Raw genomic sequence first — 20,688 nt, 5'->3', positions numbered from 1 at the left:
GGTCCGTCAGCGGCCGAGCTGACGCGCGATGATAACCCGCATGATTTCATTGGTGCCTTCAAGAATCTGGTGAACCCGTAGATCTCGGACCAGTTTCTCGACGCCATAATCGGCCAGATAACCGTAGCCGCCGAACAGTTGCAATGCATCGTTTGCGACCTTGAACCCGGTATCCGTCACATAGCGTTTGGCCATGGCCGACCATGTCGTTGCATCAAAGGCCTTCCGGTCGAGCCGATCAGCCGCGGCATAGAGCATCAGGCGCGATGCCTCGAGTTCTGTCGCCATATCGGCCATCTTGAACTGAAGACCCTGGAACTGATTAATGGTCCTGCCGAATGCCTGCCGCTCCGCCGTATAGGCGATGGCCTTCTCAAACGCTGACTGCGCACCGCCGAGAGAACAGGCGGCGATATTCAACCGTCCGCCATCAAGACCGGCCATAGCGATCTTGAAACCCATACCCTCATCGTTGATGCGGTTTTCAACCGGCACACGGCAATTGTCGAAAATGACCTGCGCGGTCGGCTGGATATGCCAGCCCATCTTGGTCTCCGGCGCCCCAAAAGACAGTCCCGGCGCGTCCTTGGGAATGACAAGGGCAGAGACGCCACCGGGGCCGTCCTCGCCGGTCCTGACCATGGTAACGTAGATATCGTTGACGCCGGCGCCCGATATGAACTGCTTGGCGCCGTTGATGACATAATGGTCGCCATCGCGCACCGCCCGCGTCTTGAGGGCCACCGCATCCGAGCCCGAGCCCGGCTCGGTCAGGCAATAGCTGGCAATCTGCTCCATCGATGTCAGCCCCGGAAGAAAACGTTGGCGCAGTTCATCCGAACCGAACCGGTCGATCATCCATGCCGCCATGTTGTGAATGGAGATGAAGCTGGAAAATGCCGGGCAGGCCTTGGCAAGCGCCTCGAATATGACAACGGCATCCAGCCGTCCAAGTGCAGAGCCCCCGACATCATCGTGGACATAGATGCCGCCAAGACCGAGCGGAGCGGTTTCACGCACCACGTCCTGGGGAAAATGTCTCTTTTGATCCCATTCCACAGCGAAAGGTGCCACGCGATCCTCAGCAAAGGACGTGACCATATCCTGTATCGCACGCTGCTCCTCTGTCAGCCCGAAGCGTTCCTGCTGCGTTTCGACAACTGCATCCATTGTCCTTCTCCCTGACATTCAACGACGCGGGCGCTGAAGTCGCGCTCCACAGCCATCCGACATATCAACAAAACAAACGACCGTTCATTTCATGAACCATTTTTCCGCCATCCGGTAAAGGGCGATGTGACATTTTTGACATCTCCGGCCGCCGGGCTGGTGAATTTTGCCCGACATATATTGTACCTGACACGATTTTTCCGCAAACTTGTGCACAGCTCGTCTTAAGCACAATGGGGAGAGCACAGAGTTGATGCGCCGCAACATCAAAGACAGGAAGCTCGGGACAGGTCTGGGAACGGGCCGAACAATCCTGGTTGTGGCGGGCCTTATGGCGCTTTCGGCCTGCACCAGCACGAGCTCGGGGCTGACAACCGTCTACTACAAGGTTCCCGGCACCACCGTGGAACAGATCAACGAGCAGATCGCCCGCCGGGGGCCGCAGAACGGCCATGCGATCGGTACGACCGAGACCAAAATGACACCCAAGGTCAAAACAGTTCGAGAAGGTGATACATGCCGGATTGAAAGTGCCGATATCGATCTTGATCTACTGGTGACCCTGCCCGAATGGTCGGAACTCAACAGGGCCGACGGCAGGACCCGCTCAGCCTTCGAGGCACTCAGCCGGCATGTCGTATGGCACGAGCAACAGCATGTTGAAATCTCCAAGAAGCACTCTCGCTTGATCGAGGAAGCCCTGGTTGCCATACCGCCGCAGAAAACCTGCCGCCAATTGATGACAAAAGCGCGGATGACTTTCCGGACCATGTTCGAACAGCACAACAACGAGCAGCGCGCCTTCGACGCAGCCGAACGTGAGGCCATCGAGCGGCGCCTGCGTTCGCTCGGCTATCTGAGCTAACGGCGCTTTAAGGCCGCCTACTCTGCAGCGTCAGCCTGTTCCATGCTTTCAATACGCGCCGCGCAATATTTGAACTCCGGAATCTTCCCGTACGGGTCGAGCTGCGGGTTCGTCAGCCTGTTTGCAGGGCTCTCGTTAAAACAAAACGGCATGAAGATCATCCCGTCCGCAACTTCCCTGTCGGCACGCAGCACTGCTTCGACAACACCGCGTCGCGTCTCCACGGAAACCATCTGGCCCGCAGCCAGACCCTGGCGTTCAATCTCGTAAGGGTTCATGACCGCGATGCCCTGCGGTTCGATCTCGTCGAGAACACCGGAGCGCCGTGTCATGGCGCCGGTGTGCCAGTGCTCAAGCAGCCGGCCTGTCGTCAGCACCATCGGATACTGTTCATCCGGAACCTCGTCGGGGGGTAGAAGATCGGCCGGAACGATTTTCCCGCGGCCGTCCGCAGTCGGAAATCCTTCCCGGAAAATCACCTCATTGCCGGGTTTATCCGGCGCATCCGCCGGATAGGTCACCGATTCTTCCCGCTCGATTCTTTCCCAGGGAATATTCCTGAGCGAAGGCATGACAGCCGCCATCTCGTCGTAAACCTCAGAAATGTCGCGATAGGCCCAATCGAGGCCAATGCCCTTGGCAAGGTCGACAATGAGCTCCCAGTCCTGGCGCGCTTCGCCAGGCAGGTCCAGCGCCGGCCGGCCGATCTGCACCTGGCGGTTCGTATTGGTGTAGGTTCCAAGCTTCTCGGCATGGGCTGATGCCGGAAAAACAACGTCGGCATGCCAAGCCGTTTCCGTCAGGAAGATATCCTGCACAACAAGGTGCTCCAGCTTGGCGAGCGCTGCCCGGGCATGAAGCTGGTCGGGGTCCGACATCGCCGGGTTTTCACCCATAATATACATGCCCTTGATCACGTCGTCGTGGATCGCGTCGACGATCTCAACAACCGTCAATCCTTTCACAGGATCGAGCGAGCGCCCCCACAGGTCTTCGTAATTGCTCCTGATATCGACGTTTTCGACGGATTTGTAATCGGGAAAAAACATCGGAATGAGGCCGGCATCCGAGGCACCCTGAACATTGTTCTGGCCGCGCAGCGGATGAAGGCCGGTGCCTTCCCGGCCCACATGGCCCGTTGTCAGCGCCAGGGCGATCAGACAGCGCGAATTGTCCGTGCCGTGCGTGTGCTGGGAAACGCCCATGCCCCAGAAAATGATCGAACGCTCCGAAGTCGCGTAAACACGCGCAACGGTGCGCAACGTCTCAGCGTCCACCCCGCAGACCTCCGCCATGGCCTCAGGCGTAAAGTCCTTGACCTTCTCTTTCAGTGCCTCGAAACCGGAGACATTCGCCTGGATATACTGCTCGTCGTAGAGTTTTTCGGTAACGATGACATTGAGCAACGCGTTGAGCATAGCAACATCACTGCCGGGCTTGAACTGCAGCGCATGGGTGGCGTGACGCATAAGGTTCTGCCGCCGCGGATCCATGATGATCAGCTGCTTGCCCTGCTTGACGGCCTGTTTGAAATAGGTTGCGGCAACGGGATGGTTTGTCGCCGGCCGCGCGCCGATCACAATGATGCAGTCTGCCTTCATTGCGTCCGTGAACGGCGCGGACACCGCACCGGACCCGACACCTTCGAGAAGCGCAGAGACTGAAGACGCGTGGCACAACCGGGTGCAATGATCGACATTATTCGTACCGAAGCCTTCGCGTATAAGCTTCTGGAACAGATAGGCTTCCTCATTGGATCCCTTGGCGGATCCGAAACCGGCAAGCGCCGCTCCGCCATCACGGTCCAGTATGGTCTTGATCCCGGATGAGGCTCTTTCCAGAGCCTCTTCCCAGCTTGCCTCGCGGAAGACGGTCAGCGGGTCGACATCGCGCAGGTCGATATCGCCGGCTTTCGGCGCATCGTCGCGGCGGATCAGCGGTTTGGTCAGCCTGTCGGGCGAATGCACATAGTCAAAACCGAAACGGCCTTTGACGCACAAGCGGTTCTCATTCGCGGGTCCGTTGCGCCCGTCGACCTGGACAATACGATTGTCCTTGACGGCAACGCTTGTCTGGCATCCGACACCACAGAACGGGCAGACGCTGTCGACCACCTTGTCGAATTCCTGCACAGCGCGGGTCTTGTTCTCCTCATCCAGCAGCGTCTTCTCAAACAACGCGCCCGTCGGACAGGCCTGTACGCACTCCCCGCAGGTCACACAGGTTGAAAGCCCCATCGGATCGTGGATATCGAACACCGGAACGGAATGATTGCCGCGTCCGGCCATGCCGATCACATCGTTCACCTGGACTTCCCGGCAGGCCCGCACGCAGGCGCCGCAGGTAATGCAGGCCTCCAGATTGACGGCAATGGCCGGGTTGGTGATATCGAAGCCGGTGTCCATCCCCTCATCTGCGAATTTGGAGGGAAACCGGTCCGAGCCGCCAATGCCCATGGTACCTGCCCAGTTCCAGAACTCCGACTGATTGTCCGGGCCTTCTTCCGGTTCGCGCATATCGCTGGCCAACAGTTCAAAGACCATATGGCGCGATTTTTCCGCCCTTTCGGTATCGGTGTGAACAACCATGCCATCGCTTGGTTGCCTTATACATGATGCGGCCAGCGTGCGTTCGCCCTCGACATCAACCATGCAGGCACGGCAATTCCCGTCAGGCCTGTAGCCGGGTTTGTCGAGATGGCAAAGATGTGGAATGCGCGTACCTTCGCGTTTGGCAACCTCCCAGATCGTCTCGCCGCTTCTGGCGGTGACGGTCTTGCCGTCAAGCTTGAAGGTAATATCCGTCATCTCAATTCAACCTCGGCAGGCGCACCATCTCCAGCGCCACGGAAAACACTCGGCAACACCACATTATTTGCCGCGCCAACCGGCAAAGGGCAAGATGTAATGCGGGGTGGAACAGATAATGCGACAATGTGGTTGCCGCACACGCCTCCAGCGTTTCACGATCAAAGCTCATCCCTGAAATGGGTCAGCAGATGATTGACCGGATTGGGCGCCGCCTGACCAAGCCCGCAGATTGACGCATCGCGCATAACGGCTTCCAGATCCCTGATGGCCACTTCATCCAGCGGACCGTCCTTTTGAAGAAGTGCAACCATTTTCTCGGTGCCCGACCGGCAAGGTGTGCACTGGCCGCAGCTTTCATGCTTGAAGAACTTCAACAGATTGAGCGTTGCGTCCTTCACACTGTCCTTGTCAGACAACACAACCACGGCATGCGAGCCGACAAATGCATCGAGTTCGGCGAGCTTGCCGCCAAAATCCAGTGGAACGTCGTCAAAACCGGCCGGCAAAATCCCGCCCGACGCACCGCCCGGCAGATAAGCTTTAAAGACGTGCCCGTCTGCCATGCCGCCGCAATACTCATCGATAAGCTCACGGATCGTGACACCGGCCGGTGCCAATTTAACTCCCGGTTCCTTAACCCGCCCGGAAACCGACCAGGATCGAGGCCCCGGATGATCTGGCTTGCCTTGATCGGCAAACCACTTGGCACCGTTTTCGATAATGTCGCGAATCCACCATAGCGTTTCGACATTATGGTTAAGCGTTGGCCTGCCGAAGAGACCAACTTCAGCAATATAGGGCGGGCGATGGCGCGGCAGTCCGCGTTTACCCTCGATGCTTTCGATCATGGCGCTTTCCTCGCCGCAGATATAAGCGCCCGCGCCGCGTCGAAGCTCGATAAAACCCGGCTCGATGAGTTCTGCTGCCTCAAGGGCCGCAATTTCCGTTCGCAGGATCTCAAGAACAGCCGGATATTCGTCGCGCATATAAAAATAGACACGTTCAGCCTCAACGGCATGTGCGGCGATCAACGCACCTTCGAGCGTGCGATGCGGATCGCTCTCCAGCAGATACCGGTCCTTGAACGTTCCAGGTTCGCCCTCGTCGCCGTTGATCGTCATCAGCCGCGGGCCGTCATAGGACCGGACAAAGCCCCATTTCTTGCCGGCAGGAAATCCCGCGCCGCCAAGGCCGCGCAGCCCTGCGTCTGACAAGGCGTCGAGAAGCGACTGGATCGGGATTTCTCCCGATTTTACCCTTTCGTAAGTCCCGTAACCGCCATATTCCTGATAGGCGTAGAGGTTGACATAGTCAGGAATGATCGCATCGAAACCGCCCTCGCCGGCAAGCTTGAGCAGCCCGTCAGCCGATGCGTGATCCACCTCCCGGTTGCCAACCCGCGCTGCAGGGGCGGTGTCGCAGCGACCCATGCACGGTGCGCGCACGATCCGCATAAATGAGGGATCCGCACCGTCATTGAGCGCGGATATCACGGCCTCGGATCCGGCCATCATGCAGGACAGGGAGTCGCATACCCGCACCGTCAGGGGCGCCGGCGGATCTTCATTTTCCCGCACGACATCGAAATGATCGTAGAAAGACGCCACCTCGTAAATCTCGGCCTGAGGCAGCTTCATCATTTCCGCAAGCGCCCGTATGTGCGCTGCGGACAGACATCCATAGGTATCCTGCACCCGATGCAGATATTCGATGAGCAGATCGCGTCGCAGGTTTTCGCCTTCGAAAAGCCCGCGCATTTCCTCGAACGCGGTGTCGTCAAGGGATCGCCCCTTCGGACCGCGATCACGACGCTTGACATTCACATGCTGATTCATTTTCCGCCACCCCTGGGTCTGCCACCGGAGCGGAACAAAGCCCCGAATTTCCAATGCATATAGACCGCTTGTCCGGGCAAAGGCCAGCCCGATTGCGGCAATGAAACGTCGCAAGACCGGCACTGTCCCCAAGGTGGAATGGAAACGTGTGTCGCTTTCGAGATATCAGATTTTTTGATTCAGCATCAAATCATTCAGAGTCAAACACAAAAAAAACCAGTTTAGTTACCATGTTGCAAGTTGTTCCGGACGTCCAATTTTGAGCTTTAACCCCACTGGGAAACAACATAAGCTTGCAGCATGTCGCAAAAAGACCATTGCCTGCCTTTTTGTTGCTTTTCTATGCTCGTAACGGTCGCAAAGGCCGGAGGGGACAACAGGTCGTGAGCTCGGGGCATGATCGGCCTGTGAAAGGAAAAACGGCTTGGTGTTTTGCAGTGGAGCACCAGGGCGTGACATATTTAAGACGCTGCAAAACGGGAGACCTTAAAAAATGAAGAAGCTGATTGCTTCGTCGCTATTTGCCACAGGAATGATGTTTTTCGCCAACGCCGCATCCGCTGAAGAATGCGGTACGGTTACGATTGCGGAGATGAACTGGCAGTCGGCCGAAGTGCTGGCGAATGTCGACCAGATCATCCTTTCCGAAGGCTACGGTTGCGACGCGGAAATGGTACCGGGCGATACAATGCCCACCTTCACCTCAATGAACGAGAAAGGCCAGCCGGACGTCGCGCCCGAGCTGTGGATCAACGCATTCCGTGACGCCGTCGATGCCGCCGTCAAGGAAGGCCGCCTGCACATTGCCGCGGAATCGCTTGCCGATGGCGGCGTTGAAGGCTGGTGGGTTCCGAATTATATCGTCGAAGCCTATCCTGAGATCAAAACGATCAACGATGCGCTGGCACGTCCGGACCTCTTCCCCGATCCGGAAGATCCGGACAAGGGCGGTGTCTATAACTGCCCGTCGGGCTGGAACTGCCAGATTTCCACCGGTAATCTGTTCAAGGCCTACGAGGCTGAAGACAAGGGCTTCCAGTTGGTCGACACAGGCTCGGCTGCCGGACTGGACGGCTCGATCGCCAAGGCCTTCTCGCGTAATCAGGGCTGGCTCGGCTACTACTGGGCGCCAACCGCCATCCTCGGAAAATACGAGATGGTGCGCCTTGGTTTTGGCGTTCCCCACAGCAAGGAAGAGTGGGATAACTGCACGTCCCAGCTCGATTGCGAAAATCCGAAGCCGAACGCATGGCCGAAATCGGAAGTCTACACCGTCGTAACCGACGAGTTCCAGAAACGCGGAGGCACCGCCTACAACTATCTGTCCAACCGTTCCTGGAGTAACAAGACCGTCAACGGCCTTCTTGCATGGATGGTCGAAAACCAGGCGACCGGCGAGGAAGGTGCACGTTACTTCCTTGAGAACCAGGAAGAAATCTGGACCAAGTGGGTGACCCCTGAGGCCGCCGAAAAGGTCAAGAACTACCTGGCAAACTCTTAGAAATTGCGAAGCCCGGCGAAAACCGCCGGGCTTCTTGCTAGGAACGACAAAAACAAGAAAAAGCGTCCACCTGCGGGGCTGGAAGGGACCACAAAATGGAATGGCTTATCGAATTTCCGAGCATGAACGGGGCAAGTCTGCGCGCGCTGAAGAAGGCGATCGACGACGGTTTTAGAAGCTTCACACGAGAATATGGCGAATATATCGAGTTGTTCTTCGAACCACTCAAACAATTTCTCATCTGGTCCGAGGATCTGATGACTGAGACGCCATGGCCGATCATCATCCTCGCGATAGCGCTGATCGCCTGGTTTGCGAGCCGCAATATCAAGATCGTTGTCGGAACAGTCGTTACCCTGCTTCTGATCGGCTATTTCGATATGTGGGAAGACACGATGAAGACCATCTCCATGATCTTCGTGTGTACGATACTGGCAATTTTTATCGGCATCCCGATCGGCATCATCATGTCCCGGTCGGACAGGGTGCAGGCTGTCATAAATCCGATCCTCGATGTCATGCAGACCATGCCGAGCTTCGTTTATCTTATTCCGGTGGTCATGCTGCTTGGCATCGGCAAGGTTCCGGGTCTGATTGCGGTGGTCATCTACGCCATTCCACCGATCATTCGCCTGACCAATCTGGGTATCCGCCTTGTCGACAAGGACGTGCTGGAAGCCGCGGACGCCTTTGGTTCATCCAACTGGCAGCGGCTGAAAAATGTTCAGATGCCGCTTGCGCTGCCAACTATCATGGCCGGCATCAACCAGACCATCATGATGGCGCTCGCCATGGTGGTTGTTGCGTCCATGATCGGTGTTCAAGGCCTCGGCCAACCGGTGCTCAAGGCCATCAATAGCCAGTATTTCACGCTAGGCGTGTTCAACGGTCTGGCGATCGTCGGCATCGCTATCATCTTTGACAGAACAAGCCAGGCATTCGGCAAGCGTCTGCAGAAACACCAGGAGGTCGTCCATGGCTGATGCGAAGGAAAGCCCGGGCATCTCTGTCCGCAGCCTCTACAAGATTTTCGGCAAGACGCCGGAAAAGTTCATCGATCTTGTCAAAGGAGGCATGACCAAGACCGAGCTTAATGAAAAGCACAGTCATGTACTGGGCCTGAAAGACATCAACATCGACATGCCGGCCGGTGGTATCCAGGTCGTCATGGGCCTGTCCGGTTCCGGCAAGTCGACATTGATCCGGCACATCAACCGCCTGATCGACCCCACCTCAGGCGAGGTGCTCGTCGGCGATGATGACGTCTGCAAGATGAATCCCAACCAGTTGCGTGAGTTCCGCCGTCACGAAACGGCAATGGTGTTTCAGAAATTTGCCCTGCTGCCGCACCGCACTGTGATGGACAATTCAGTCTATGGGCTTGAGGTTCAGGGCGTCTCGCGTTCCGAGCAGCTTGAGCGGGCGCAGCGCTGGATCGACCGGGTTGGCCTCAGTGGTTTTGAAGGCAACTACCCCAATCAGCTCTCCGGCGGCATGCAGCAACGCGTGGGTCTTGCAAGAGCGCTGACAAACGATGCTCCGATCCTGCTCATGGACGAAGCATTCTCGGCGCTTGACCCGCTTATTCGCATGGACATGCAGTCGGTCCTCCTCGATCTTCAAAAGGAGATTCGCAAGACCATCGTCTTCATCACCCACGATCTCGATGAAGCGCTGCGCCTTGGCGACAAGATCGCCATCCTTCGCGATGGTGAAGTCGTACAGCAGGGAACAGGTCAGGACATCGTGCTCAACCCGGCTGACGACTACATCTCGAACTTCGTCAGGGAAGTGAACCGGGGCCGCGTGATCCTCATCGAGACGATCATGAAGCCCTTCGATGGGGCCGCCGAAGGTATGGGCATCCCGCTCGGCACCACGCTGGAAGAGGCAGCAAAAACCATGACCGACGCCAACGTCGCTCAAGCCCATGTGACCGATGCGAGCGGGGCGCCGGTCGGCGCGGTGGATATCCACGAGGTGATCGCAGCCATGGTGACACCTGTCAGCCACGAGGACGCCATGGCTGCGGAATAAGGCCGGAAAAGCTGGAAAAAGGCGGCCTCGGGGCCGCCTTTTTTCTTTGCATTTAGAATTTCTTGATTGCTTCAATATAAAGATATCTTTATATCGTTACGTTAATCACCTTAACAGGAAGCGCACCATGTCCACCGGATCAACCAATCCGCTTGCCGACCTCATTGCCGAAAAGGGCGTCCTGCTCGCCGATGGCGCGACAGGCACCAACCTGTTTGCCATGGGGCTTGAATCGGGCGAAGCCCCGGAACTCTGGAATGAGGATTCGCCGGAGAAGATCTTCAAGCTGCATCAGGATTTTGTCGATGCCGGCGCTGATATCATATTGACCAACAGCTTTGGTGGCACCCGGCACCGCCTGAAACTCCATCACGCCCAGGACCGGGTATTTGAACTCAACCGCCGCGCGGCGGAAATCGCCTGCGAAGTTGCTGGCAAGGCAGACCGGCGTGTCATTGTCGCCGGCTCGGTTGGACCGACCGGCGAATTGCTGCAACCGCTCGGCGCACTCAGCTATGAAGATGCGGTAGACGCCTTTGTGGAGCAGATAAAGGGTTTGAAGGCAGGCGGGGCGGAAATCGCCTGGATCGAAACCATGTCGGCACCCGAGGAAATCCGGGCTGCGGCTGAAGCCGCGCACAAATGTGGCATGCCATACACCTATACCGGATCATTCGACACGGCCGGCAAGACGATGATGGGCCTGCATCCCAAAGACATCCACAATGTCGTCGATGACAGCGTGGACGCTCCGGTTGCCGTTGGAGCCAATTGCGGGGTCGGTGCGTCGGATATCCTCGCCTCACTGCTCGATATGAGTGAGGCCGCGCCGGAACAGACCATTATCGTCAAAGGCAATTGCGGTATCCCGGAGTTCAAGGGCTCCGAAATCCACTATTCCGGGACCCCACCGCTGATGGCGGACTATGCCCGCTTGGCTATAGACGCCGGCGCCCTGATTATCGGCGGCTGCTGCGGCACATCCTGCGACCATCTGCGCGCCATGCGGACAGCGATCGATACACATGAAAAGGCGGCCCGCCCGACTGTTGAAGAAATTGTCGAGCGCATCGGACCAATGCGGAACAAAGCTGCCAATGACAGTGCACCGCAAAGACGCGAGCGGCGCGGACGCAGGCGCGCTCAGGCGAGCTAGAGCGCATCCATGTGAAAGCGTAATTGTGCGGGTTTATACCGGTAGGCCTCGCCGACCGGACAGGCATTGCGCGCCAGACAACCAAACTGCATGCAGCCTTGCCGGCCGTCATCCGTAGAAAGATGTGACCGGCACCTCGGAAGGTCGAAGCCATCCGGAGCAATGGCGTGTGCCGGGCAGGCCGACAAACATGGTTTTTCCGCGCAATCATCACATGCATGATTAAGCTCCGCCGGCTCTGGGAGCGCAATCGCCTCCCGGAACCCGAACGCAGCGCGATAACCATGCCAAAGCCCGTATTCGGGATGGATGAGGATGGCCAATGGAGAAGGCTTCAGCCCTTCAGCAGCATTGATCCAGGATTGGAACGGCCACCATGGTTTTTCAAATGGATAGAACGCCTTACAGCCAAATTCCGATTCAATTTCTTCACCGATGCGGCGCGACCACGCATCCAGCGGGTCGGCCATGCGGCGCTTTTGACGGAAACGTTCAAATTGCGGCCAGAAGGAAGACCCGGCATGACCGGCCAAAATGATGGTGCTGAAGCCTGTCACACAAAGGGCCGGATCGGCAACATCCGCAAACTGGACACCGCCGCGCGCCATGAGGCCCCTTTCCCGCAGGGCTGTGTCAATGCGCTCATAGAGCCCATCAACCGCGTGCCAATGTCGATGATCGCTCATGACTCATCCTCACGAAAGGCAGAGCGCCATACGTCCCGGTGAATAAGGCGAGCCACCTTGGCGCGTGCATCATCCGCACCCTTTCACGTGAACGCATCCGGCATGGCTTCCTTGCGCTGGTGGATAAAGTCGCGCAGGCCGTCATTGACGCCCTCATCCAAGGCCGGGGCCTCATAGGCATTCAACCACTGCCTGCAAAGCTCGTTTGCCCGGACCTCCATACGTTTTTCGCCTTCTGACTGCCACTGTTCGAACGAATTGTTGTCGGCCAGCGGCGAGCGATAAAAAGCCGTCTGGAAATGCGATTGGGTATGCGCACAGCCAAGGTAGTGGCTGCCCGGCCCAACCTCGCGGATCGCATCCATCGCCTGAGCATCCTCGGAGATATCAACGCCGGCGGCAAATTTCTGCATCATGCCGAGCTGGTCGACGTCGATCATGAATTTCTCGTAGGACGACACCAGGCCGCCCTCCAGCCAACCGGCCGAATGCAAAGCGAAATTGGTTCCGGCAAGCAGCGTCATGTTCAGCGTGTTGGCACTTTCCTGTGCGGCCTGTGCATCGGGCAGCTTTGATGCGCATAGCGAACCACCCGTGCGGAACGGCAATCCGAGCCGGCGTGCAAGCTGCGCAGCGCCATAGGACACCAGCGACGGCTCCGGCGTGCCAAAGGTCGGCGCACCCGACTGCATGGAAATGGAGGCCGCAAAGGTTCCAAAAAGCACCGGCGCGCCGGGACGTACGAGCTGCGTAAACGATGCCCCGGCAAGCACCTCGGCAAGCACCTGCGTCAACGTGCCGGCAACAGTAACCGGGCTCATGGCGCCCGCCAGGATAAAGGGCGAGACAATGCATGCCTGGTTGTTGCGCGCATAGACTTTCGCCGCACCGAGCATCGTGTCGTCAAACACCATCGGCGAGTTTGCATTGATCAGATTGATAACGACGCAGTTCTGATCAACGTAGTCGGCCCCGAACAGGATCTTGCACATGTCGACTGTGTCCTGCGCCCTCTCCGGCGCCGTCACCGAGCCCATGAACGGCTTGTCGGACAAGCGCATATGCGCATAGACCATATCTAGGTGACGCTTGTTGACCGGCACATCCACCGGCTCGCAGACCGTGCCACCCGAATGGTGCATTGACGGCGCCATATAGGCCAGCTTCACAAAGTTCTGGAAATCCTCAATCGTGGCGTAACGCCGCTCACCATCAAGATCACGCACGAAAGGCGGTCCGTACACGGGCGCGAATACCGTTGCCTTGCCGCCAATCTGCACCGAGCGTGCCGCATTGCGGGCATGCTGTGTAAAGACCTGCGGCGCTGTTTTCAAAAGCGAGCGGCAAAGGCCTTTTGGAAAATGCACCCGCTCGCCCTTGATGTCGGCGCCGGCCTCGCGCCAAAGCGCAATGGCCTCCGCATCGTCGCGGAACTCGATGCCGATCTCTTCAAGCACCGTCTCGGCATTGGCCTCGATAAGGGCAAGCGCCTCCTCATCCAGCACTTCATACTCGCGGATCTTGCGCTGAATGTAATAATGCTTCTCGCCCGGACCAGCCGCGCTACGTGCCGCGCGACGTGCGGCGGCACCACCACTGCCGCGCCTGCCTGACCGGCGGCCTTCTTCACGATTTTCAGCTTCCATACCGGTTACCTTTCGTGCCCCTGGCACAATCCATGATATCGCAACAGTCTTTTTCTCGCCTCGCGCGGCCGACCAGCGTCAGCAAACCATCCCCATTCATGCTAGCCCACAGCCCTTTCGCTGCCTTTCTCTATGCGCCAAGCCGTGACGCTCTGGCGACAGGACAGGCCACCGATCCGCGCCCACCCAACCGCAACTGTTATCCGTTGGTCGCTTTTCAGATCGCGTGGCGTCGTTTTTAAGAAGCCACAGCTTATGTTTTTTCCTCATAACACTTGTCAGCATAAGCACTTACGTGGTTCAAAAAAGGCGAGACAATCGCTAGCCTCGAGGGAACGCCGATGTCTGACGACGAAATAATTTTGTCCGAACTCTCCGACGACGAACTCGTGCAGCAGATGCATGACGACCTCTATGACGGCCTCAAGGAGGAAATCGAAGAGGGAACGACGATTCTGCTGGACCGCGGTTGGGTCCCTTACGATGTTCTGACCCAGGCCCTTGTCGAGGGCATGCGTATTGTCGGCGAAGATTTCCGCGACGGTATCCTATTCGTGCCGGAGGTTCTGCTGTCAGCCAATGCGATGAAGTCCGGAATGGCCATTCTACGCCCCTTGCTGGCAGAAACAGGCGCCCCGAAGCTCGGGAAAATGGTTATCGGGACCGTCAAGGGCGACATTCATGATATCGGCAAGAACCTTGTCGGCATGATGATGGAAGGGGCCGGCTTCGACGTCATCGATATCGGCATCAACAATGCGGTCGAGAACTATCTGGAAGCCATCGACGAACACAAGCCTGATATCGTCGGCATGTCGGCGCTTTTGACAACCACCATGCCCTATATGAAGGTCGTGATCGACACGATGAAGGAAAAGGGTATCCGAGACGATCATATCGTGCTCGTCGGCGGAGCGCCGCTTAACGAGGAATTCGGCATGGCGGTGGGTGCAGACGCCTATTGCCGCGATGCAGCTGTCGCCGTCGAAACGGCAAAGGAATTCATGAAGCGCAAGCACAATTCCATGGCCGACGCGGGGTAAAATTTTGTGTCAATCTGTACACATCCATAGGCGGCCGGATGGCCGCCTTTTGAGTTTTGGGGTATAGGCATCGCCATGTCCGAGACCGCGACATCAGTGCAAGAGGCCCTCCCCGTCCGCATCATCGGGTGCGGAGCCATCGCACGCGAAATCCTGGCGGTCTGCGAGGCAAACGGGCTCACCCATATCGACCTGGTCTGCCTCCCGGCCAAGTGGCATCTTTATCCCGAAAAGATAGCGCCCGGCGTCCAGGCCGCGATACGGGAGGCGCGCGAGGAGGGTTTCAGCAATATCTATGTCGCTTACGCCGATTGCGGAACGGGCGGTATGCTCGACAGGGTGTGCGAAGAGGAAGACGTCGGCAGGATTGCCGGCCCGCACTGCTATTCATTCTTCGCCGGCAACGAGAAATTCGAGACGTGGGATGACGATATCGACGCATTCTTTCTGACGGACTTTCTGGCCCGTCAATTTGAGGCCTTCATCGTTGAACCGCTTGCCCTCGACCGGCATCCCGAACTTCGGGACATGTATTTCGGCAACTACCGCAAGCTGGTGTACCTGTCCCAGAAGGCAGATCAGGAACTGCAGGAAAAGGCCAGACAGGCAGCCGAGTATCTCGGCCTGGAATACGAGTACCGTTTTACCGGCTACGGCGACCTTCGTGGCGCTCTTATGGCGGCCGTCCCGGCAGCAACGAAGCCGGACCCGGTGATTTGACTCTTGCCAAAACCTCGTGGAAGGCCCACATGTTTCATCTTGCATGCCCTCGCCGTCTATGTGTGGGCGGGAACAAAGAGGGTTCGAGTTGAGCGACAGATCGGCAAAAGGTTCGGTTTCAGTTATCTCCGTTGACGACCATAAACATACCGAGAGCCTTTCCGCCCTGCTTAATCGGCTTGCTGACGAGGCAGGTCCGCGCGTCACACTGCGCCAGCTTGCCGAAGCGCTTGATGAGCGCTCGTTCGGTGCTTTCCTGCTTGTCTTCTCAATCCCCAACCTCATACCGTTGCCACCCGGCGCAACACTAGTTCTCGGCCTGCCGCTGATTGTCATCGCCTGGCAGATCGTTGCCGGGCGCAACAAGATTTGGCTGCCCGAACGCCTTGCCAACTATTCGCTGGAAAAGAAAACGCTGCAAAAGATCGTCAAACGGTGCGATCCCTGGCTCAAATGGATGGAGGCCTGGGTACGCCCGCGTCATTGGCCGCTAAGAAGCGATCTGACGGAACGGCTTTTTGGACTTTATATCCTTTTTCTTGCCTTTATCGTGGTTGTTCCCATTCCGTTTGGAAACTGGCTCCCGGCCTTCGCCATCGCAACCATCGGACTGGCTCACACGGAGCAGGACGGAAATTGTCTGGCCGTCGGCTCGATCATCGGCATCATCGCAACGCTTCTTTTCTCCTTTGTACTGTTTTTGACAACCGCCATCTTCAATTCGGTGGTTTGATCCCACATTTGCCCCATATGACTGCGCATAAACGTTTCGCGCGACCTGGCTTTTGCCGATCGCGGCGACGCTTTATATAGATTCGCAGCACTGACGTCGTTTTTAAACTTGGTGCGCGTCGTCGCGCAGATAGCCAGGAAAACCGATTAACACCATCTTATGTTACAAGGAGACTGTGAATGGCTGATCTGATCACCGTTTATTGGCGCGACATTCCCGCCCAGATCATCGTCCGGAAGGGCCGCAAGAGCGCAAAACGCGAATTGTCGCTGCGCTTTACCGAAGCCATCGACATGTGTGCGATGCGCTCCGGCGCCCACGAAACGGATGATTATCTGGCGCAGTGGCGCCGCGGCGATCCACAGCCGGTCTCCGACGATCTGGAAACGGAGGCGGACAAAGCCGCCGCCTATCTGGAAGAAAGCTACACCAAGGAACGCCTTGTAGACCTCGTAAACTCGGGTGGGAGAGCCGGCAGCGATGACGACAGTGGTGGAAATGAAGCCGGCGCGACCGGATAAGATAGCGGCATCCATTGAGGTTGCGCCGCGTCAGGCTGTGGAATCAGCCGACTTGCCGAACCTGTTCCCAAAGGGAACCCATGTCTATGTGACGGATGTCGGCACCGACACGACGGATACGCTGGTTGCCGCCGCGCGCAGGTTGCGGGAATTGGGTTTTGAACCGGTCCCGCATTTTGCCTCCCGCAGGCTGACGACCCGCCCTGTCCTGGAAGACCGTATCAAGCGCATGAGCGAAGAGGCCGGTGTCAACAATGTGCTGGTTATCGGCGGAGGGCTGGAACGCCAGGCCGGGGAGTTCTCTTCCACGATGGAGGTGCTTGAAACCGGATATTTCGACAAATACGGTGTGTCCTCGATCGGCGTTGCCGGTCACCCGGAAGGCAGCCCCGACTTTTCCGAGGAAGTAGCTGTTGCAGCGCTGCGGTTGAAAAAATCTTTCGCCGAGCGCAGCGATGCACAACTTCGCATCGTCACGCAATTCGGTTTCGATGCGCAAAAATTCATTTCATGGGCAGATAGCCTGAAGGGCCACGGGATCGACCTTCCCGTGCATCTCGGTGTCGCGGGTCCGGCGAAAATCACGACACTGTTGAAGTTCGCCGCCATGTGCGGTGTCGGAAACTCTGTATCGTTCTTAAAGAAGAACGCCCTGTCTCTAACAACACTGGCAACCTCGCACTCGCCGGAAAATGTTGTCGGGCCCATCGAGACGCACGTGTTAAGTGGCGCGGCAACACCAATCCGGCAGATTCATGTGTTTGCCTTTGGCGGGTTGAAAAAAACCTCGGAGTGGCTTGAAGATCGCGGAACATGGGATATAAAGACATCTTTATATCCTTCTACGTCATCAACAGCGCAGTTTTGAGGACTGACATATGGCCCGCACAATCGTTGCTTCCGCGACAAAGGAAATCGTTATCGGTTTCGATCAGCCCTTTTGCGTCATTGGCGAACGCATCAACCCGACCGGCCGTAAGAAGCTGGCCGCCGAGATGCAGGACGACAATTTCGAGACGGTCAAGTCGGACGCCCTCGCACAGGTTGCCGCCGGTGCGACGATGCTCGATGTCAATGCAGGCGTCACCGCTGTGGACCCTAATGCAACGGAACCGGCGCTTCTGGTCAAGACGCTGGGTATCGTGCAGGACCTCGTCGATGTCCCGCTTTCGATCGACTCCTCCGTAACCGGCGCGATCGAAGCCGGTCTCGAAGTCGCCAAGGGCAGGCCACTGGTCAATTCGGTGACCGGCGAGATGGAAAAGCTGGAGGCGATCCTGCCGCTGGTCAAAAAATACGATGTCCCGGTTGTCGCGATATCAAATGACGAAACCGGTATTTCCGAAGACCCGGACGTCCGTTTCGCAGTCGCCAAGAAAATCGTGGAGCATGCTGCCGACTACGGCATCAAGGCCGAGGATATTGTCGTCGATCCGCTGGTGATGCCGATTGGCGCAATGGGAACGGCTGGTCAGCAGGTTTTCAAGCTCGTTCGCAGGCTGCGCGACGAGCTCGGCGTCAACACCACCTGCGGCCTTTCAAATATCTCTTTCGGCCTGCCGCATCGTCACGCGATCAACGCCGCATTTATACCGATGGTCATAGCATCCGGCATGACATCGGCCATTATGAACCCCTGCAGGCCGCAGGAAATGGAAATGGTTCATGGTGCCAATGTCCTGAACGCGACCGACCCCAACTGCCAGAACTGGATTATGACCTATCGTGACCGCGCGCCGGCGAATGCTTCCGCTCCGGATGGAGCCGTGGCCGCTGCCGCAACAAACGGCGGCCGCCGCCGCGGCGGACGACGCGCCCGCGCCTGAACCGCACAGCCTCACGGGCCGGGCAAACCCGGCCTCATGGGCAAATGCAGCAATCGCGCAGGATCCAGGAAGGACGGCCGGACATGAACCGACAGGCTGAAAGCGACAAGGACCCCCTCGTCCTCTTCATGCCGTCCGGCCGTCGTGGCCGCTTCAAGAAAGGCACGCAAGTTCTTGAGGCCGCACGCCAACTCGGCGTTTATGTCGAGAGCGTCTGCGGCGGGCGCGGCATTTGCGGTCGCTGCCAGATCGAGGTTCAGGAAGGCCATTTCGCCAAGCACGGCGTCACATCTGCCGACACCCATATCTCGGCCTTTGGCGCGAAGGAAAAGCGTTATGCCGAGAAACGCGAATTGAAGGACGGCAGACGTCTGTCCTGTTCGGCGACCATAGAGGGAGACCTTGTCGTCGACATCCCGCAGGACGTTCAGGTCAACGCCCAGATCGTGCGTAAGGCTGCCGACACACGGCTCATAGAACGCAATCCGGCAATCCAGATGTGTTATGTCGAGGTCGAAGAGCCTGACATGCACAAGCCGCTCGGTGATCTCGATCGTTTGAAGACCGCGCTGGAGCGCGATTGGGGTTTTTCCGACATCATTGTCGACCAGCATCTCCTGCCGCGGGTGCAGAAGATCCTGCGGCAGGGCAAGTGGTCCGTGACAGCTGCGATTCATAGAGATATGGACACGGCCCGTCCGTCTCTTATCGCCCTTTATCCCGGCTTGAAAAACGAGGCTTACGGGATTGCCTGCGATATCGGGTCGACAACGATTGCGATGCACCTGTCATCACTCCTTTCCGGCCTGACGATTGCATCGGCCGGCGCGTCGAATCCTCAGATTCGGTTCGGCGAAGATCTGATGAGCCGCGTGTCCTACGTCATGATGAACCCCGACGGCTGCGAGGCAATGACCAATGCCGTGCATAACGTACTGAACGGCCTGATCGAGGAACTCTGCGCCGAAGCCGGAGTCGACCCCGTGGACATTCTGGATGCGGTCTTTGTCGGCAACCCGATCATGCATCACCTGTTCCTCGGCATAGATCCGACGGAACTCGGCGGCGCGCCGTTCGCCCTTGCGGTATCGGGTGCTGTTCATAGCTGGGCCTCCGACCTCAATCTCGCGCTCAACCACGGCACCCGCGTCTACATGCTGCCGTGCATCGCCGGCCATGTCGGCGCGGACGCGGCAGCGGCAACGCTGAGCGAGGGACCGCACCGGCAGGACGAGATGATGCTGCTGGTCGATGTCGGCACCAATGCGGAAATTGTGCTGGGCAACCAAAGCCGCGTCGTCGCCGCCTCCTCGCCCACCGGCCCCGCCTTTGAAGGTGCTGAAATCTCCTGCGGCCAGCGCGCTGCCGCCGGCGCAATAGAACGCGTGCGGATCGATCCGCAAACCCTCGAGCCGCGCATCCGCATCATTGGCGTAGAGCCCTGGTCGGATGAACCGGACTTTGCCGCTCAGGCCGAAAAAACAGGCGTGACCGGTGTCTGCGGATCGGGCATCATCGAGGTGATTGCCGAGATGTATCTCGCCGGCATCATCACCGAAGACGGCGTGATCGACGGGTCGCTTGCTGCCAGGTCAAAACGCATTGTCGAGGATGGTCGGACCTTCTCCTATATTCTTTGGGAAGGCGAGACGCCGCTCACCATCACGCAGAACGATGTCCGCGCGATCCAGCTTGCCAAGGCTGCGCTTTATGCCGGCATCAAACTTCTCATGGACAAGCAATCCGTCGACCAAGTCGATCGCATCGGCCTTGCCGGTGCGTTCGGATCTTTCATCGACCCGAAATACGCGATGGTCCTCGGTCTTGTACCTGATTGTGATCTGGACAAGGTCAAAGCAGTGGGCAACGCGGCCGGAACCGGTGCCCGCATGGCTCTGCTGAACCGCGATTACCGACGCGAAATCGAGCAAACCGTGACCGCGATCGAAAAGATCGAAACTGCACTGGAGCCCAAATTCCAGGAGCACTTCGTCAACGCCATGGCCTTGCCAAACAAGATCGATCCATTCCCGAGGCTCGCCGAGACGGTCACCTTGCCGCCAAAGGCTAAACAGCCGGCTGCAGGCGAAGCAACGACCGGGCGCAGACGCCGCCGCCGCGGCTGAAATACCGCCATCA

The 20,688-nt window shown here is 57.9% G+C and carries 18 protein-coding genes; 13 read left to right on the top strand and 5 right to left on the bottom strand.

The features are described 5' to 3' along the window. Positions 1-6: 6 nt before the first annotated feature. Positions 7-1,170, bottom strand: a complete 1,164-nt coding sequence (locus tag OQ273_RS04650) for an isobutyryl-CoA dehydrogenase (RefSeq protein WP_267989303.1) — start codon at positions 1,168-1,170, stop codon at positions 7-9. 253 nt (positions 1,171-1,423) lie between these two features. Between OQ273_RS04650 and OQ273_RS04645 the strand changes: the two genes are divergently transcribed. Beyond that, a complete protein-coding gene (locus OQ273_RS04645; RefSeq protein WP_267989302.1) occupies positions 1,424-2,035 on the top strand; it encodes a DUF922 domain-containing protein in 612 nt (203 codons plus the stop codon). A gap of 17 nt (positions 2,036-2,052) precedes the next feature. Here OQ273_RS04645 and fdhF read toward each other — a convergent pair whose 3' ends face one another. After that, complete coding sequence (gene fdhF, locus OQ273_RS04640; protein WP_267989301.1) at positions 2,053-4,842, bottom strand: formate dehydrogenase subunit alpha; 2,790 nt, start codon at positions 4,840-4,842, stop codon at positions 2,053-2,055. A gap of 161 nt (positions 4,843-5,003) precedes the next feature. Then, complete coding sequence (locus OQ273_RS04635; protein WP_267989300.1) at positions 5,004-6,680, bottom strand: NAD(P)H-dependent oxidoreductase subunit E; 1,677 nt, start codon at positions 6,678-6,680, stop codon at positions 5,004-5,006. Positions 6,681-7,173: 493 nt separating this feature from the next. On the opposite strand from OQ273_RS04635, the gene OQ273_RS04630 reads away from it, so the two are divergent. From OQ273_RS04630 to bmt, 4 genes are all read left to right on the top strand, one after another. Further along, the gene (locus tag OQ273_RS04630) at positions 7,174-8,181 is read left to right on the top strand and encodes an ABC transporter substrate-binding protein (protein ID WP_267989299.1); all 1,008 of its coding nucleotides are present in this window, start codon (positions 7,174-7,176) and stop codon (positions 8,179-8,181) included. A gap of 95 nt (positions 8,182-8,276) precedes the next feature. After that, a complete protein-coding gene (locus OQ273_RS04625) occupies positions 8,277-9,164 on the top strand; it encodes an ABC transporter permease (RefSeq protein WP_267989298.1) in 888 nt (295 codons plus the stop codon). Then, the gene (locus tag OQ273_RS04620) at positions 9,157-10,218 is read left to right on the top strand and encodes a quaternary amine ABC transporter ATP-binding protein (protein ID WP_267989297.1); all 1,062 of its coding nucleotides are present in this window, start codon (positions 9,157-9,159) and stop codon (positions 10,216-10,218) included. Before OQ273_RS04625 ends, OQ273_RS04620 begins: the two co-directional genes overlap by 8 nt. A 127-nt stretch (positions 10,219-10,345) precedes the next feature. Then, complete coding sequence (gene bmt, locus OQ273_RS04615; RefSeq protein WP_267989296.1) at positions 10,346-11,374, top strand: betaine--homocysteine S-methyltransferase; 1,029 nt, start codon at positions 10,346-10,348, stop codon at positions 11,372-11,374. Here the strand turns inward: bmt and OQ273_RS04610 are convergent. Beyond that, positions 11,371-11,844, bottom strand: a complete 474-nt coding sequence (locus tag OQ273_RS04610) for a hypothetical protein (protein WP_267989295.1) — start codon at positions 11,842-11,844, stop codon at positions 11,371-11,373. The two genes, bmt and OQ273_RS04610, sit on opposite strands and share 4 nt — an antisense overlap. A gap of 51 nt (positions 11,845-11,895) precedes the next feature. Between OQ273_RS04610 and OQ273_RS04605 the strand changes: the two genes are divergently transcribed. Continuing rightward, complete coding sequence (locus OQ273_RS04605) at positions 11,896-12,102, top strand: hypothetical protein (RefSeq protein ID WP_267989294.1); 207 nt, start codon at positions 11,896-11,898, stop codon at positions 12,100-12,102. 41 nt (positions 12,103-12,143) lie between these two features. Here the strand turns inward: OQ273_RS04605 and OQ273_RS04600 are convergent, their stop codons facing one another. Further along, the gene (locus OQ273_RS04600) at positions 12,144-13,706 is read right to left on the bottom strand and encodes a trimethylamine methyltransferase family protein (RefSeq protein WP_267989293.1); all 1,563 of its coding nucleotides are present in this window, start codon (positions 13,704-13,706) and stop codon (positions 12,144-12,146) included. Between the two features lie 341 nt (positions 13,707-14,047). On the opposite strand from OQ273_RS04600, the gene OQ273_RS04595 reads away from it, so the two are divergent. The 7 genes from OQ273_RS04595 (at position 14,048) to OQ273_RS04565 (ending at position 20,675) form a co-directional block, all read left to right on the top strand. Continuing rightward, on the top strand, positions 14,048-14,749 hold the full coding sequence (locus tag OQ273_RS04595; protein ID WP_267989292.1) for a B12-binding domain-containing protein: 702 nt from the start codon (positions 14,048-14,050) through the stop codon (positions 14,747-14,749). 75 nt (positions 14,750-14,824) lie between these two features. Then, positions 14,825-15,469, top strand: coding sequence for a DUF1638 domain-containing protein (locus tag OQ273_RS04590; protein WP_267989291.1), 645 nt, complete (start codon positions 14,825-14,827; stop codon positions 15,467-15,469). Between the two features lie 88 nt (positions 15,470-15,557). After that, entirely contained in the window at positions 15,558-16,202 is a 645-nt protein-coding gene (locus tag OQ273_RS04585; RefSeq protein ID WP_267989290.1) for an exopolysaccharide biosynthesis protein, read from the top strand. 179 nt (positions 16,203-16,381) lie between these two features. Then, a complete protein-coding gene (locus tag OQ273_RS04580; RefSeq protein ID WP_267989289.1) occupies positions 16,382-16,723 on the top strand; it encodes a virulence factor in 342 nt (113 codons plus the stop codon). Further along, entirely contained in the window at positions 16,683-17,591 is a 909-nt protein-coding gene (locus OQ273_RS04575; protein WP_267989288.1) for a methylenetetrahydrofolate reductase, read from the top strand. The genes OQ273_RS04580 and OQ273_RS04575 overlap by 41 nt, the downstream gene beginning before the upstream one ends. A gap of 10 nt (positions 17,592-17,601) precedes the next feature. After that, positions 17,602-18,549 carry a methyltetrahydrofolate cobalamin methyltransferase gene (locus OQ273_RS04570; protein WP_267989287.1) on the top strand — a complete coding sequence of 316 codons (948 nt, stop codon included), beginning with the start codon at positions 17,602-17,604 and terminating at the stop codon, positions 18,547-18,549. An 83-nt stretch (positions 18,550-18,632) separates the two neighbouring features. Then, positions 18,633-20,675, top strand: coding sequence for an ASKHA domain-containing protein (locus OQ273_RS04565; RefSeq protein ID WP_267989286.1), 2,043 nt, complete (start codon positions 18,633-18,635; stop codon positions 20,673-20,675). The last annotated feature ends 13 nt before the right edge of the window (positions 20,676-20,688 follow it).

The organism is Hoeflea prorocentri (genome assembly GCF_027944115.1).
GTDB lineage: Bacteria > Pseudomonadota > Alphaproteobacteria > Rhizobiales > Rhizobiaceae > Hoeflea_A > Hoeflea_A prorocentri.
The sequence above is the reverse complement of the archived record's forward strand: the minus strand, read 5'-3'. Positions and strand labels throughout refer to the sequence as shown.